Origin of the sequence: Bacillus sp. PS196, from assembly GCF_037963555.1 — a bacterium.
GTDB classification, from domain to species: domain Bacteria; phylum Bacillota; class Bacilli; order Bacillales; family Bacillaceae; genus Bacillus; species Bacillus subtilis.
The window spans coordinates 567,146-581,169 of the sequence record NZ_CP150159.1 but is presented as its reverse complement, the minus strand read 5'-3'; the positions used below and the strand labels follow the sequence as shown (position 1 = coordinate 581,169).

General features: G+C 40.1%; 16 protein-coding genes and 1 pseudogene. 7 read left to right on the top strand and 10 right to left on the bottom strand.

All coding sequences use genetic code 11. The features are described from left to right. Positions 1–87 precede the first annotated feature (87 nt). Together ydfI and ydfH are read right to left on the bottom strand one after the other, a co-directional pair. Complete coding sequence (gene ydfI / locus NST79_RS03080; RefSeq protein ID WP_212059783.1) at positions 88–729, bottom strand: response regulator transcription factor; 642 nt, start codon at positions 727–729, stop codon at positions 88–90. Further along, positions 722–1,945 (bottom strand): two-component system sensor histidine kinase YdfH, encoded by a 1,224-nt coding sequence (gene ydfH / locus NST79_RS03075; RefSeq protein WP_080481242.1) that lies wholly within the window; start codon positions 1,943–1,945, stop codon positions 722–724. The genes ydfI and ydfH overlap by 8 nt, the downstream gene beginning before the upstream one ends. 267 nt (positions 1,946–2,212) lie before the next feature. On the opposite strand from ydfH, the gene NST79_RS03070 reads away from it, so the two are divergent. The 3 genes from NST79_RS03070 to NST79_RS03060 all read left to right on the top strand — a co-directional run bounded on the left by NST79_RS03070 (position 2,213) and on the right by NST79_RS03060 (position 3,061). Then, the gene (locus NST79_RS03070; RefSeq protein ID WP_212059781.1) at positions 2,213–2,356 is read left to right on the top strand and encodes a hypothetical protein; all 144 of its coding nucleotides are present in this window, start codon (positions 2,213–2,215) and stop codon (positions 2,354–2,356) included. Next, a complete protein-coding gene (locus NST79_RS03065; protein ID WP_212059779.1) occupies positions 2,353–2,532 on the top strand; it encodes a hypothetical protein in 180 nt (59 codons plus the stop codon). Before NST79_RS03070 ends, NST79_RS03065 begins: the two co-directional genes overlap by 4 nt. A gap of 85 nt (positions 2,533–2,617) precedes the next feature. Further along, on the top strand, positions 2,618–3,061 hold the full coding sequence (locus NST79_RS03060; RefSeq protein WP_014475936.1) for a carboxymuconolactone decarboxylase family protein: 444 nt from the start codon (positions 2,618–2,620) through the stop codon (positions 3,059–3,061). Between the two features lie 79 nt (positions 3,062–3,140). Here the strand turns inward: NST79_RS03060 and NST79_RS03055 are convergent, their stop codons facing one another. Then, positions 3,141–3,821 carry a winged helix-turn-helix domain-containing protein gene (locus NST79_RS03055; RefSeq protein ID WP_003244115.1) on the bottom strand — a complete coding sequence of 227 codons (681 nt, stop codon included), beginning with the start codon at positions 3,819–3,821 and terminating at the stop codon, positions 3,141–3,143. Between the two features lie 88 nt (positions 3,822–3,909). Between NST79_RS03055 and NST79_RS03050 the strand changes: the two genes are divergently transcribed. Then, positions 3,910–4,533, top strand: coding sequence for a flavin reductase family protein (locus NST79_RS03050; RefSeq protein ID WP_015252724.1), 624 nt, complete (start codon positions 3,910–3,912; stop codon positions 4,531–4,533). Positions 4,534–4,650: 117 nt separating this feature from the next. Here the strand turns inward: NST79_RS03050 and NST79_RS03045 are convergent, their stop codons facing one another. Further along, entirely contained in the window at positions 4,651–6,099 is a 1,449-nt protein-coding gene (locus tag NST79_RS03045) for a PLP-dependent aminotransferase family protein (RefSeq protein WP_128422547.1), read from the bottom strand. A 132-nt stretch (positions 6,100–6,231) separates the two neighbouring features. Here NST79_RS03045 and NST79_RS03040 point away from each other — a divergent pair, with 132 nt between their 5' ends. Further along, positions 6,232–7,152 carry an EamA family transporter gene (locus NST79_RS03040; protein ID WP_029317356.1) on the top strand — a complete coding sequence of 307 codons (921 nt, stop codon included), beginning with the start codon at positions 6,232–6,234 and terminating at the stop codon, positions 7,150–7,152. 56 nt (positions 7,153–7,208) lie between these two features. On the opposite strand, the gene NST79_RS03035 is transcribed toward NST79_RS03040, so the two are convergent. The 5 genes and pseudogenes from NST79_RS03035 to NST79_RS03015 form a co-directional block, all read right to left on the bottom strand. Continuing rightward, complete coding sequence (locus NST79_RS03035; protein WP_015252727.1) at positions 7,209–7,994, bottom strand: GNAT family N-acetyltransferase; 786 nt, start codon at positions 7,992–7,994, stop codon at positions 7,209–7,211. Positions 7,995–8,187: 193 nt separating this feature from the next. Beyond that, a pseudogene (locus NST79_RS03030) lies at positions 8,188–8,434 on the bottom strand (hypothetical protein). 58 nt (positions 8,435–8,492) lie between these two features. Continuing rightward, on the bottom strand, positions 8,493–9,800 hold the full coding sequence (locus NST79_RS03025) for an arsenical efflux pump membrane protein ArsB (RefSeq protein WP_014478962.1): 1,308 nt from the start codon (positions 9,798–9,800) through the stop codon (positions 8,493–8,495). A 12-nt stretch (positions 9,801–9,812) separates the two neighbouring features. Then, positions 9,813–10,148 carry a metal-responsive transcriptional regulator AseR gene (gene aseR / locus NST79_RS03020; RefSeq protein WP_015482851.1) on the bottom strand — a complete coding sequence of 112 codons (336 nt, stop codon included), beginning with the start codon at positions 10,146–10,148 and terminating at the stop codon, positions 9,813–9,815. A 631-nt stretch (positions 10,149–10,779) separates the two neighbouring features. After that, positions 10,780–11,376 carry a TetR/AcrR family transcriptional regulator gene (locus NST79_RS03015; protein WP_080348090.1) on the bottom strand — a complete coding sequence of 199 codons (597 nt, stop codon included), beginning with the start codon at positions 11,374–11,376 and terminating at the stop codon, positions 10,780–10,782. A gap of 205 nt (positions 11,377–11,581) precedes the next feature. On the opposite strand from NST79_RS03015, the gene NST79_RS03010 reads away from it, so the two are divergent. Continuing rightward, positions 11,582–12,769 (top strand): MFS transporter, encoded by a 1,188-nt coding sequence (locus NST79_RS03010; protein WP_212059777.1) that lies wholly within the window; start codon positions 11,582–11,584, stop codon positions 12,767–12,769. A 143-nt stretch (positions 12,770–12,912) separates the two neighbouring features. Here the strand turns inward: NST79_RS03010 and NST79_RS03005 are convergent, their stop codons facing one another. Beyond that, complete coding sequence (locus tag NST79_RS03005; RefSeq protein ID WP_015252732.1) at positions 12,913–13,506, bottom strand: NAD(P)H-dependent oxidoreductase; 594 nt, start codon at positions 13,504–13,506, stop codon at positions 12,913–12,915. A 110-nt stretch (positions 13,507–13,616) separates the two neighbouring features. On the opposite strand from NST79_RS03005, the gene NST79_RS03000 reads away from it, so the two are divergent. Continuing rightward, a complete protein-coding gene (locus NST79_RS03000) occupies positions 13,617–14,003 on the top strand; it encodes a winged helix-turn-helix transcriptional regulator (protein WP_003242640.1) in 387 nt (128 codons plus the stop codon). Positions 14,004–14,024 lie beyond the last annotated feature (21 nt).

Genomic DNA, 14,024 nt, shown 5'->3' with positions numbered 1-14,024 from the left:
TCACATTCTTTCTCATTGTAGTTGACAATGAAATGAAAAAAACGTACATTCGGGCATGTACGTTTGGGCAATTTTCAAATATGCAGTTTAGTTGTCTATTGTCAGAATACCTTTTTGCATGGCAATCGTTACTGCCTCAGTTCTTGAATTCGCGCCTAATTTATTGTAAATGGACGTTAATCTGGACTTTACTGTTCGCTCAGAGACGCCCAAATCAAAGGCAATCGCTTTGCTTTTAAGACCTTTAGCAATTGCTTTTAGAACAATGACTTCCTTTTCTGTAAGCTGCGTCTCATTGCGCTGCTTTTTCATCCGCTCAAATTGGATTTCTTGCAGACGTTTGAGGATATCAGGCTGCAACAGCACATTTCCTCTGATCGCTGCATCCATTGTGTGAAAAAGGGTTTCTGAACTCGTATCCTTTAACAGATATCCTTTCGCTCCTAATTCAATCCCCTCGATCATTAAGTGATCTTCATTATATGTAGTCAAAATAATGATGGGGGTATCGTGTTTTTCTTTTATTTGTTTAATGGCCTCTAACCCGCTCATCTCCGGCATATACAAATCCATCAGAATGATATCCGGTTCTAATTCATCTGCAAGACGGACTGCGACTTTTCCATTTTCCGCCTCTCCTATAATGATGTATTGATCATTCGTTTCAATTAAAAGCTTCAGACCTTCCCTCACGACAAGATGGTCATCAACGATTAAAACCTTATTCATCTTGCATCTCTCCCTGAATTGGTACAGTGATCTCAATTTGTGTTCCTTTCAATTTTGTACTCTTGATATTGAATTGGCCATTTATTGCCCTGACGCGTTCTTGTATGCCAAGAAGCCCATAATGTCCTCTCTTTTTCTTTCCTTTTTCAACATCAAATCCCTTGCCGTTATCCTTAACTGTTAAATGGAGCCTTCCCTTTTCATCATCCCAAATGGATATCCAGATTGTTTTCGCCTCAGCATGCTTTGCCGCATTCGTCATGCATTCTCCAATGATGTAATAACAGTTTTCAGCTGTACGCACATCCAGCACCTGGTGCAATCTGTAATCTAATAAACAAGCCATGCCTGTCGACTCTATAAAATGATCCATTAGCGAGGTAATTCTTTCTTTTAAAACACCGATTTCTTCTGATTTGCTGCGGAGATCGTCAATAGCTGAACGTGCATCAGCTAATGTGCTTTTCACTCTTTTCATCGATTGTTGTATGATTTCCTTCGCTCTCTCTGTGTTGCCTTTGGCGAGATGAACATGAATCGCATCCAGCTGCATATTTAAACTGACAAGACCTTGAGCAAGCGTATCGTGTAAGTCTCGGGCCATCCGCTGTCTTTCGTTCTGCAGCGTCAGCTGTTCTACCTGCTGATGAGCCAGCTCCAGCCTTTCAAGAGTCAATTGAGCTTTTATTTTTTCATCGACTTGGGCAAAAAATGTTGCAGCATAAGTGATGATGACAATCATGATTGGACCAGCAATAACAATAAAATGCAAAACTTCACCTTTATGAAGGTGAAACGCCGAATTTATGACCAGCAGCAGCAATAGATAAAGAATGAGAAAAGTCCTTCTTCTGTCTGCCATTCCTATGATTTGTCCAATTAAAAATGCATAAAGGCCGATAATCACAAGTATAAAGAAGCCAGTCATGAGATTAGCAAGTGTAAAGGTGATCAAACCTTGTATCACAAAATACAGAACCACCCTTTTCTTAACCCAGCGATATGAGTGCCAATGAAGCAAAGCAAAAATGGCGATTAATATGGTAAACGCATAAAGCAATAAAATGGACCAGCCCTCAGAAACAAATTGCAGCACGATAGAGGCTATATAGATCATGAGAATAAAAGCCAAGCCCGGCACTCTGAGTGCAAGCATGTTTAATGCCCGCCTATCATGTGAGTAATATTTATCTTTGAAAGGATTCCTTATAAGCAAACCTTATCCACTTCCTTTACCTGTTTCACCGAATAGAGATTCATGACAATCGAACCCATATTTCAACGTGCAAACATACATGTATCCAATCATTTTATAGGAAGAGAAGGAACACAACAATATCAGGTGCAGGGAAACATTAGAGTTTCCAATAAGTGATCATTGCCCAAACGTACATGAACGTTCTGCCTCTATGTACGTTTTATCTTTTCAAATTTACCTTTAAAATCATAAGGAACTTACTATTCATTGAAGGAATGATCATCATTGAAATCGATTGATCTCACAATTTTATCATTAAAGAGAAAAGGAATCCGGACTGAGAAGGTATTAAAAAATAAGAACCCTGATCGATTAAGCCATATGACAGACAAAAATGCGCAACCAAAAAGCAAGGAAAAAGAGGATTGAACATGTATTGGTTTCTAGGTGCTTTATTATATTTTCTGATCGGTACTTATATATTCATTAGAGTCACTAGAGACAGCCAATCAGGCCCATGGATACTGCTTGCATTAGCAGCTCCACTCATCATTGCTGGCTACCCTTATTTTTATTCAAAGAAACTTCTTTCCAAAAGACGGTGAAACAGCTGTCATTCAAACCGCACATTGGTAAAATGATCAATACCGGGATACAATCTAGGTATTCTATGTAAAGGAGTCTTGCCTTATGAGTCAAAGAGTGTCCTACTATGAGATTGCACCTGAAGGTATGAAAATCATGATGGATATGGAGAAATACACGAAACAATCCTCAATTAACCGAACGACGAGAGAACTAATCAAAATCAGAGTCTCTCAAATGAACGGCTGTGCCTTCTGCATAGATATGCATACGTCCGATGCCCGCAAAATGGGAGAAACTGAACAGCGAATTTACTGTTTACATGCTTGGAATGAATGTGATTTTTACTCACCTGAAGAGAAAGCGGCTCTCGAACTATCTGAACACATCACGCTCATTCCATCTAAAAGGGTTCCTGATGAGCTATATCATCGGGTGCGGGAACATTATGATGAAAAACAATATGTTGACCTTGTTCTGATCATTAATCAAATAAACAGTTGGAACCGCATCTCGATTGCAATGGGGAATCGAGCTGCTTCAAAATAAGAAGAAGGAGTAAGATTAGAACAAATCTTACTCCTCCTAGATATCGTGCCTCATCATCTGATGTTTCCGCTTCAAAATCCTAAATCTTCACGTTTAGGTGCTTTTCAAACGCGATTTTCCCGCTTTGTGTAATCCTAATCGCTCTCGTTTTAGGCATACGAACGATCCATTCTTCTTCTAACATGCGCACCAATAGGGCGTTTCCTAATGCTCCTGCAATATGATGCTGCCGTTCACTCCAATCCAAACAGCAGCGGGCAAAGGCTCTCCTCTTATTCCGTTGTTGCTCTTCATTGATGCCTAACTTCGAAAAGAATAAAGCACCCTCTGAAGTCACCTCAAAGTTTAAATCAACTTTTTTTAACATCCCCTGCTCAACTAGTGAATGTGCCATTTGCACGCCCACATAACCTGCCAAATGATCATAACAGGTCCGGGCGAAATGCAAGTCCTTTTTCTCTTTTGACTCTTTTAAAGATTTGACTTTTGCTTTAGGCGCAATATGAAGCAATTGTTCGATCACATTTGCAGCATCTGAGTCAGCCAATCTGTAATACCGATGTCTCCCATGCTTCTCTACGCTAATCAGCTTTGCTTCAAGCAATTTATTCAGGTGAAAACTGGCGGTTTGAGGTTTAATGTTAGCGAGATATGCAAGCTCTCCCGCAGGGTGTATCCTGCCATCCATCAGACTGAGAAGAATGGAAGAACGCGAGGGATCTGATAGCAACGAAGAGATTTTTGCAATATTAGGATTCATGATTTTCCTCCTTACACTCATATTTCGATGATAGTTGAAATGTTAATCCTTTACAATATAAATGTAAGCGTGAAAGGAGGAAAAAACGTTGGACATCAAAAAACAAGACACTCGTCGATTTAAGGAAATCAAACCCAAGATCATGTATTATGGTACCTCGACATTTCTTCTAACCACATTGAATGAGGATGGAACCACTAATATTAGTCCTATGTCTTCTTCTTGGGCTCTTGGACATTATATAATCCTTGGAGTAGGACTGGGAGGAAAAGCCATCGACAATTTGGAAAGACACAAAGAGTGTGTCATAAACTTGCCTGGCCCGGAATTATGGGAAAACGTTGAAAGAATTTCATCTTATAGCGGAAAAAAAAGCATACCGCCTTTAAAGAAGCAGCTCGGATTTACATATAAAAAAGAAAAATACGAGGCAGCAGGGTTAACGCCTTTACAATCAAAAACAGTATCACCAACACGAATCAAAGAATGTCCTATTCAAATAGAAGCCGAAGTGAAACACATTCGGCTTCCAGAATATGAATCGTCATTCGCAATTGTAGAGACGCAGGCACTACATTTTCATGCCGAGGAAAGTATCATTCTGGACGAAAACCATATCAACCCTTCCAAATGGAGCCCGCTTATCTATAATTTCAGACACTACTTTGGTTTAGGAAGAGAAGTCGGAAAGACTTTTCGTTCAGAGACATGATCATTTTAAGACCGAACCATGATTTGGTCTATTCTATTAACCCTTGTTATTATCAGATCAAGCGATCATTAGGCTTGATCTCTTTTTTAGTGAAACATCCATTTAAGGATATAAAAGTTACTTACTTGCCAGTTCTTTTATCATTAAACCCAACTCATAAATCCCCTTTTGAAGGTCTTCAAGAGATGCATAAGCATATGATAAGCGAATATAATTCCCTTTTTCCTGAGCATAGATACTGCCGAGATTGATCAGAATCCCTTTTGATAAGGCTTTAGTATAAAGTAATTTCATTGATATGGAAGGCAATATTTTTATCCAGACAAAAAACCCTCCTTTTGGGATATTCCATGTCGCCACATCTTTCAAATGAGTTTCTAAAGCACTCAAGGCCAATTCTCTTCTCACCTTTAATTGCTGCCTAACCTTTTCTACATGCTGCTGGTAGTGGCCGGAAGTAAACCACTCTGCCGCTACTCTCTGGGATAGCGAACTGGATCCGTAATCTGTTTGCATTTTAATGTCAGATAAACGTTCAATCACCGGTTCCGGTCCGACGATCCATCCAATCCTCAAACCTGGGCTTAATGTTTTCGATAAACTTCCTATGTACAGTACGTGTCCATTTTTATCAATTGTTTTAATAGGATATGGCGGAATTTCATCGATCCATAACTCACGATAAATGTCATCTTCAATAATAGGAAGCTGTGTATTCTCACTTACTGCTAGGATTTCTTCCCGTCGCTTTTTAGACATAAGAATACCAGTCGGATTGTGAAAACATGGATTTGTATATAAGATAGCCCTTCCCCGCTCTCCTCTTGTTAAATGAACATTTTCAGGCAAAAGTCCTTCATTATCCATAGGAAGTCCAGTCAGCTTCATACCAGCTGATTGAAATACGTGTAATGAATAAAGGTAGGAGGGCTGATCAAGATAAACGGTTGATCCTCTTTGTAACAGCCCCATTGATATCAGCTGCAAGGCTTGCAACGCTCCTGAGACAATCAGAATGGAAGAAGATGAGACGTTGATTCCAATGGTTTTTAAATAGTTGCTTAATGCCTCCCTCAAAGGTAAGTAACCTTTTGGTTCTTCATATCCGAATGCCTCCATGTGTTGAGATACCTTCCCCATCATCTCTTTCATAACAGCCAAAGGAAAAATCTCAGCTGAAAGTTCACCTTTACTGAGCTGTATAAGGTCTGTATTTGATTCTGATTGATTTATCTCTTGAACGATTTTTCGGCTTGGCATCTGAATGCCAGAGGTGACATATTGATCCCAATCGGGAGCAGAATTCTTAGCCATCAGTGTCCATGTGTTGTTGATAACAACTGTGCCTTTCCCCATTGTGCCTTCTATTAGCCCATCGGCCATCAATTCCTCTAACGCTGTAATCACTGTGCTCCGATTTACCTGAAAATCTTTTGCAAGCGTGCGCTGGCTTGGAATCTTGCTTCCAATCGGCCACTCTCCATTTCCTATTTTCTCTTTAATAAAATGAACGATTTGTCTGTACTTAGGGAGCTTTTTCATCTTTTTTTCTTCTGGAAAGCTCATAGAATCGGTCTCCTTAAAATAAATTGGTTGGGTCAAAATCCGTTTAACTGGTTGAAGCCATATCACCAAATCTTTATTAATATAAAAACACATTAAATAACTGGTTGGTTTTTGTAAAGAGGAGTGGGAAATATGCAAAAGAAAACAGTTCAATTGATAACCTCAAACAGTCTGATGATCTGTTTATGGGCATCTGCTTTTCCGGGAATTCGCGCAGGACTAGAAGGGTACACACCAGAACACCTTGCTTTATGTCGTTTGTTAATCGGCTCTATGGCATTATTGCTTTTTGCTGTTTTGACTCAGATGCGCCTACCCGACTTGAAAGACATTCCTGCCATTTTTCTTTTAGGGTTTTTAGGATTTGCGCTCTATCACATTTTGCTGAACATCGGTGAAAAAACAGTTAGTGCCGGAGTTGCAAGCTTACTCGTTACTACGGCACCGATCTTCTCAGCCATGCTATCCCGCCTGTTTTATAAAGAGCATTTTGGATTTACGAAATGGCTTGGCTCTATGATCAGTTTATTGGGTGTATTATTGATTGCATTTGGGGCGGGAGACTTTACATATTCAATGAGCGGTATCTTGGTCATCCTGCTGGCAGCATTTTCGGAGAGTATTTATTTCGTTTTTCAAGCCCGCTATATAAAAAAATATGGTTTTATTCCATTTGTTACATTTACAATTTGGGGCGGAACAGTACCTATGCTTATTTTTTTGCCTGGCTTAGGCTCGGAGGTGATAGACGCACCTTTGAACGCTACATTGTCGATTGTTTATTTAGGTTTATTGCCAACAGTTGTACCATACTTTGCCCTTGCATATGTCACTTCACTCGTCGGTGCTTCAGAAGCAACCCTTTCACTTTATGTTACACCGGCTTTAGCCTTGATCATATCTTGGATCTGGATCGGCGAAATACCCACACTGCTCTCTCTGCTAGGCGGAGTGGTTACAGTTGGCGGGGTATGTTTTACCTACCTAAAAGTAAATAAAATGAATAAGATTTTCATCACCCATTTTTCTGCTAAAAGGGTAAAAAAACTCTAAAACAAAAAAGATACCAACATCGGTTGGTATCTCCTTTTAAGGTTCTTTCATTAAGGTTAGCCAGTGTAGTAAATAGTGTATTCCGTTACCGTCTTAAACCCTAGTTTAGCTGCTAATGCAATGGACGAATTGTTGCAGATATCACAATCCCAGCTAGGAACAATCCCATTTTCAATACAAAACGCTATAAACCTATTTGCTACGCAATAAGCTAACCCCAGTCCTCTATATTCCTCAAGTGTATAGATATCCACTTCCGCTCGATTATGCCCTAAAAATATAGAAGTACACTCACTTACTACATGATTGCCATGTAATACGGCAAATCCAAAACCTTTTGAAGCAAACTGTGAGACAGAATCCCAATACTCCTCATAATACGCGCTGTTAAACGCTGTGCTGTGTGAAATGATGTCTTCGTCTATTCTTTTCAATACAAGACCCTTTGGCAGTTGCAAAGTCTTTTTGAAAGATTTTGGTTGATAAGAAAATGCAGCTCTTCTCATTTGGTTCAAGTCATCTTTCAGTATGGGTTTCATTACGCTATCCCATGTATCACTGGAAGAAAACAAGGTAAATCGTTTTGATGATTTCACTTGTTCTTCATAATATCCTGCAATGAAATCATGAAAATCCCGATTCCCTTGGTCTCCCGCAATAAAATAAATGCCTGATTCAGTTCCTATAAAAAACGATTTAGGAAAGGTTTGATCATCTGCATAAACAGCTCCCGGAATGGTTTGGTCTAATATTGAATAGACAAATGTGGGACAATATTTGTCATCAAACATTGTTTTTAAGCTACTGTATTTTTCTTTTGTTAATTCCTGCAAAACAGACAACTCCTTTAAAACACCGTCTCCTTCATGATTCTGTTCACAAATCAATTTTCCTCTGTCACCAGCTAAATAACTTCCCTGTTACGAATCTCAGACAAATAAAAACAAAAACAGGTGTCTGCACTCAGCTCGCAGACACCTGTTGAACAACACATTGCATTATATAACCCAAGGAAACGCTGAATATATCGATTCTTTATTCCCCAGTTACAGCAAACTGTTTTAAACGGTCACCAATTTCATCACGGACCCTTTGGAAACACTTCTTCTGTTCCGTGTGCTTTTGCCGGATCATCAAATTTATCCGATGTTTGATTTGAAATATCAATCCCTGCTTCTTTCATAGCTTTGACAGCTTTCAGATGTCATCCATGACATTCGATTTCAGCGCTATACTCATTCCACTTGTCCCCAAGATATTTTCTCCCCCACCCTTCAGCCATTTGGCTGCGGCAAGAGTTACCAGTGCATTGTTTTCCTTGATATAGTGACCTTGTCCTTTTAGAAACAAGAATGGATTATCAGCAGCCAAATATACAGGCCGACAAGTGTGATCAATAAAGTGGGTATCGTGAGGATAATTCCTGTTTTAAAATACGTGCCCCAGGAAATCTTCATACCTTTGTGCGAAAGAACATGAAGCCATAATAATGTCGCCAAGGAACCAATCGGTGTTATTTTAGGCCCTAAATCTGAACCGATCACATTTGCATAAATAAGCGCTTCTCTCATCATCCCATGTGTATCTGTACCGGCAATCGCCAATGCGTCAATCATAACAGTCGGCAAGTTATTCATAATGGAAGAAAGAATCGCCGCAATAAAGCCCATTCCAATTGTCCCAGCAAACAATCCTTGATCAGCTGCGGCTTGAATCACATCTGAAAGGACATCCGTTAATCCGGCATTTCGGACACCATACACAACAACGTACATGCCAATTGAAAAGAATACGATAGCCCATGGCGCCTCTTTCACCACTTTCTTTGTATGGACGGCCGGACTCTTTTGCGCAGCGATTAAGAAAATGATCGCAATGCTACCCGCTACCACTGATACAGGGATAGAAAAAAATTCACTTGCAAAATATCCAATTAACAGCAGCCCTAAGATATACCATGACAGTCTGAACATGTTTTGATCTTTAATTGCTTCAACAGGTTTTTTAACCTCAGTCAGATCATAGCGTTTTGGTATGCTTTTTCTAAAGAAAAGGTAAAGTACAATGATGCTCGCCAGCAGCGAAAACAAGTACGGGACAACCATTCTGGATGCATAATCAATAAACGTAATATGAAAATAGTCCGCTGAAACAATGTTGACCAAATTGCTCACTACTAAAGGAAGCGAAGTGGTATCCGCAATAAATCCGCTGGCAATAATAAAAGGAAAAACTAATTTTTCATTAAAATGTAACGCTCTGACCATCGCTAATACGATTGGTGTCAATATAAGAGCTGCACCGTCATTTGCAAATAACGCGGCGACGATAGCCCCTAATAGAGATACATAAACGAACATCCGCACACCGTTTCCTTTTGCAGCCTTAGCCATATGAAGCGCTGCCCATTCAAAGAAACCGATATTATCAAGAATTAACGATATCAGTATGATGGCCACAAAAGCCAAGGTCGCATTCCAAACAATCCCTGTCACAGTTAACACATCATGAAAATTGACAACACCTGCTATTAGAGCTAAAACTGCGCCTCCACAGGCTGACCACCCTATAGATAAATTTTTCGGCTGCCATATGACCAATACTAGAGTTAATAAAAAGATGAATACTGCCAAAATCATTGATGTCAATCTAATGCCTCCTTACTGGCAACACGCTTGAGTTTTCTTTTGTTTGATATGGTTTAACAATTCATCCTCCTGATCAATTTGATGTAAGATCAATTGCAATGTATCAAACTCAGGACAGGAACCATTTATTGAATAATAACGCCATTGGCCTCTTCTGTCCTCATTCACAAAACCTGCGTTTTTTAATTTCCGCAAATGCTGGCTTATGGCGGGCTGGCTCATTTCGAACATATCAACCAATTGACAGACACAATATTCTTTTTCAAGAAATAATCTCATCATTATAAGCCTAGTTTGATCACTAAGTGTTTTCAAACAACGAGTCATCGCCGCAACATCAATCGTCATATGAGCTCCTCCTTCCCAAATCAATATATAAGCAAATCGTTATATACACGCCAAATGATTATACATTCCCCTTTACGTTTCCATATGTAGCGCTCCGTATATCTTAAGGATCAAAACTTCGAAAACGAAAACCTGAGTCGCTCCCCGCGTTTCCTTAGCGCCCACGTCATTATATAAACTTTTATTTATATAAACAATCCCTTATATTTGGAACATCAAATATTCCGGTATAAATATTAGACTATTTCAGTTATGGGAGTAGTCATAGAGCCCAAGCTGAAACTAGACAATCATCTGGATATTAAAAAACAGGTCTCTTTAGAGGCCTGTTTACATTGCAAGTATTTTTTCCATTGCCATGACACCTACATAATGGCCATCGATTTTCCCCTGTTCTTTAAATACTCCAACTTTGCGATATTCCATTGAAGTATAGAACCCTTGTTCCAATCGATGAAAAGGAATGTAATAATATGATGTTATGTATTCACGATTGAATGACTTCTTTTTCGACATCCGATAAGAGAACTTTTCCCTCGATTCCGCTCAGCAACAAAAATCTTATCTTTCACTGTGCGATTAGAGAGAACCAATTTGTCATATAAACCGTAGCTTTTGCAGTTCTTATCAGCTACATACTCTCTGTAGCAGAGGTAGCTTGAACTCCCTTAAACGCGTTCATCACCAAATCATGCACATAGGAATCATTCACCTCATCCCCTGTTATAAGCAGACGATAGAAAATTGGTCCGTAAATGAGATCTATGCTTACTTCAATATCAAGATTCTCTCTCAATTCACCTTTCTGAATTCCCTTTTCTAGAAGGCCTTTCGCTTGGAGGCGGCGAGGCTGGAAAAATCGCATGCGATATTCTTCTGCCAATTTTTCATCCAACTGCCCTGCACCTATTAATTCCTTAATAACGGTTCCTTCCCGGCTTGTCAAAAACCTAGCTAAATTCGTGGCGTGGGTTACTATATCTTGTACTGACGACCCTGTATCAGGCACAGGCAGCCTGTCCGTCGCTGTCGAAAGAAAGCTGTCCATGATAACGGCAGCTTTGTTAGACCACCATTTATAAATCGTTGCTTTACTCACTTTCGCACGCTCTGCAATTTTATCGACTGTCACCGCATCGAAGCCTTTTTCCAGCAATAGGCCATAGGCTGCAGATAGAATCGCCTTATGCGTTCCTTCATCACGCGGCCGCCCTCGTTTACTCTGCACATGAATCATTCCTTCCCGAAATATAAACTATACGTTCAGTATACTTAACCTAAATAAAAAAGAAAACAGAAATCCATTTACAAAACTGAACGTTTAGTATATTATTTTCATTAATCAACAAAACTGAACGTTCAGTTTATAAAATCACTTGTGTTGAGAAGTCATGATTATACTCAAAAAACCACTTAAAAAGGAGTTCATTCTTATGGCTAATGGAAACAAACAAGCAAGTCAGAGGATTTCCCCCAGTTTAACCCTTCTTCTCGCAACTGCATGCGGTATCATTGTTGCTAATCTTTACTATGCACAACCCTTGGTCGGATTAATTAGTAAGGCAATTGGACTTTCTCCAGGCAGTGCTGGATTGATCGTCACACTCACCCAAATCGGATACGTTGCCGGCTTACTATTCCTTGTCCCTTTAGGAGATATTATCGAAAACAAAAAACTTGTCGTTGCATCGCTCCTTCTAAGCGCAGCAGCTTTGACACTAACAGCATTTGTGAAGCATGGAACACTGTTTTTAGCAGCTGCGTTTTTCGTCGGATTGGGATCAATCGCAGCCCAAGTGCTTGTTCCATTTGCATCATACCTTGCATCAGACGCTGCACGCGGCCGGGTTGTTGGCAATGTCATGAGCGGCTTATTACTCGGTATTATGCTTTCCCGTCCGATATCTAGTCTAGTCGCTGATATCTGGGGTTGGAATGCAATATTCGCTTTGTCCGCCGTGGTAAGTGTTGTCCTGGCCATCGTATTATCAAAAGTGCTTCCTGCCAGAAAACCAACAGCAAATACAAACTATACTGCCTTACTCGGTTCAATGTGGAAGCTGCTGCGCACGACTCCAGTCTTACGCCGCCGTGCCATCTATCATGCGTTTGTATTTGGAGCTTTCAGCTTGTTCTGGACTACCGTTCCTTTATTATTGTCGGGTCCTGATTTTCATTTTTCTCAGAAGGCAATAGCACTCTACGCATTGGTGGGCATTGCGGGTGCAGTCGCTGCACCAATAGGCGGCCGCCTGGCTGATCGAGGCTTGACCCGGCTTGCCACTGGAATCGCTCTCGGTGTTGTCGTTGTCTCTTTATTACTGCCGCTCATGATTCAGAGCAGATCCCCCGTCGGTATAACAGTTCTAGTGGCCGCAGCTATTCTGTTAGATATGGGTGTATCTGCAAACCTCGTGCTCAGTCAACGTGCTATTTTTTCGTTGGCGCCTGAAATTCGCAGTCGATTAAACGGATTATTCATGGCGATCTTCTTTCTAGGCGGTGCGATAGGGTCATCAATTGGAGGATGGGCATATGCCTCAGGGGGATGGAGTACAGCATTATGGATTGGAATCGCTTTTCCGGTCATCGCTTTGCTTTATTTCATCACAGAGAAATAAGTCTTTCACCAAAAATAAGCAGTCAGGACCAAGCAAATAGCTTATTTTTGGTGGCTTCTTCTTTTTTCGCTATATGTTAAAATCCCTCTGCTGAACAAGAAAAAATCCTGCTTGGTGAGTACAGGATTTTCCAAAATCAATCTTTATGTTAAATCGACACCCTCCAGCTGTTTCAAATATCTTTGCAGGCGAACCTTCGGGTTTAATTCTATATTTGTAATATGCTTTACATACCGATTCGCACTTTCGGCAATTTCTTGGTCACTGATTGTATTGGCGCGATATTCGGCAAAGGAAGGCAGATAGGTCATGCCTACTAAATGGGCAGATGCTTGGAACGGTTTTGTCAGCTCGCTTATTGAAAACAAGTTATATCCGCCGGCTTGATAAGAGTGTTCAGGTGAACCGATGGACATGGCAGTTACCCACTCTTTCCCCTTCAATTTATTTCCGCCGGGACCATGAGCCCAGCCAAACGTAAACACTTCATCAAACCACTGTTTTAAAAGCGGTGGACTGCTGTACCAGTATAATGGAAACTGAAAAACGATACGGTCATGGGCCAGGAGCTGCTGTTGTTCAAATTCCACATCAATTGGTTGATCGCGATATTTTTCATAAAGATCATGGACAGTTACATCCGGTTCACTTAAAACGGCTTCTTTCCACTTTTTATTGATACGAGAGGATTCTATATTCGGATGTACAACGAGTACGAGTGTTTTCATATGATCCATTCCTTTCATTCCTTAGATGTGACATCATTATATGATGTATATTAAAATATAAAAAGTACGCACATTGAATGTATATAGTATCAAAAAGTATACTATTAGGAGTGAACAGCTTGAGAAATCGTAAACTCGGCATTGATTATTCTTCTGATGACTTTGAAGGATGTCCGGTGGAGACAACATTAGATATCATCGGAGGTAAGTGGAAAGGCATTCTTCTTTATCATCTCATTGACGGTAAAAAGAGGTTTAATGAGTTTCGAAAACTATACCCAAAAATTACCCAGCGTATGCTCACGCTACAATTAAGAGAATTGGAACGGGATGGCGTGATTCACCGCGAGGTTTATAAACAGGTCCCTCCAAAAGTCGAATACTCTTTAACTGAGTTTGGAAGAACATTAGAACCTGTTATCCTGCACATGAAGGACTGGGGAGAAAAATATAAAGACAGGATTGATAAGCTCGAAGCAGCACGTAAAGCTGAAGATAAAATCTAATAACCAGAAAAAATACCAAGG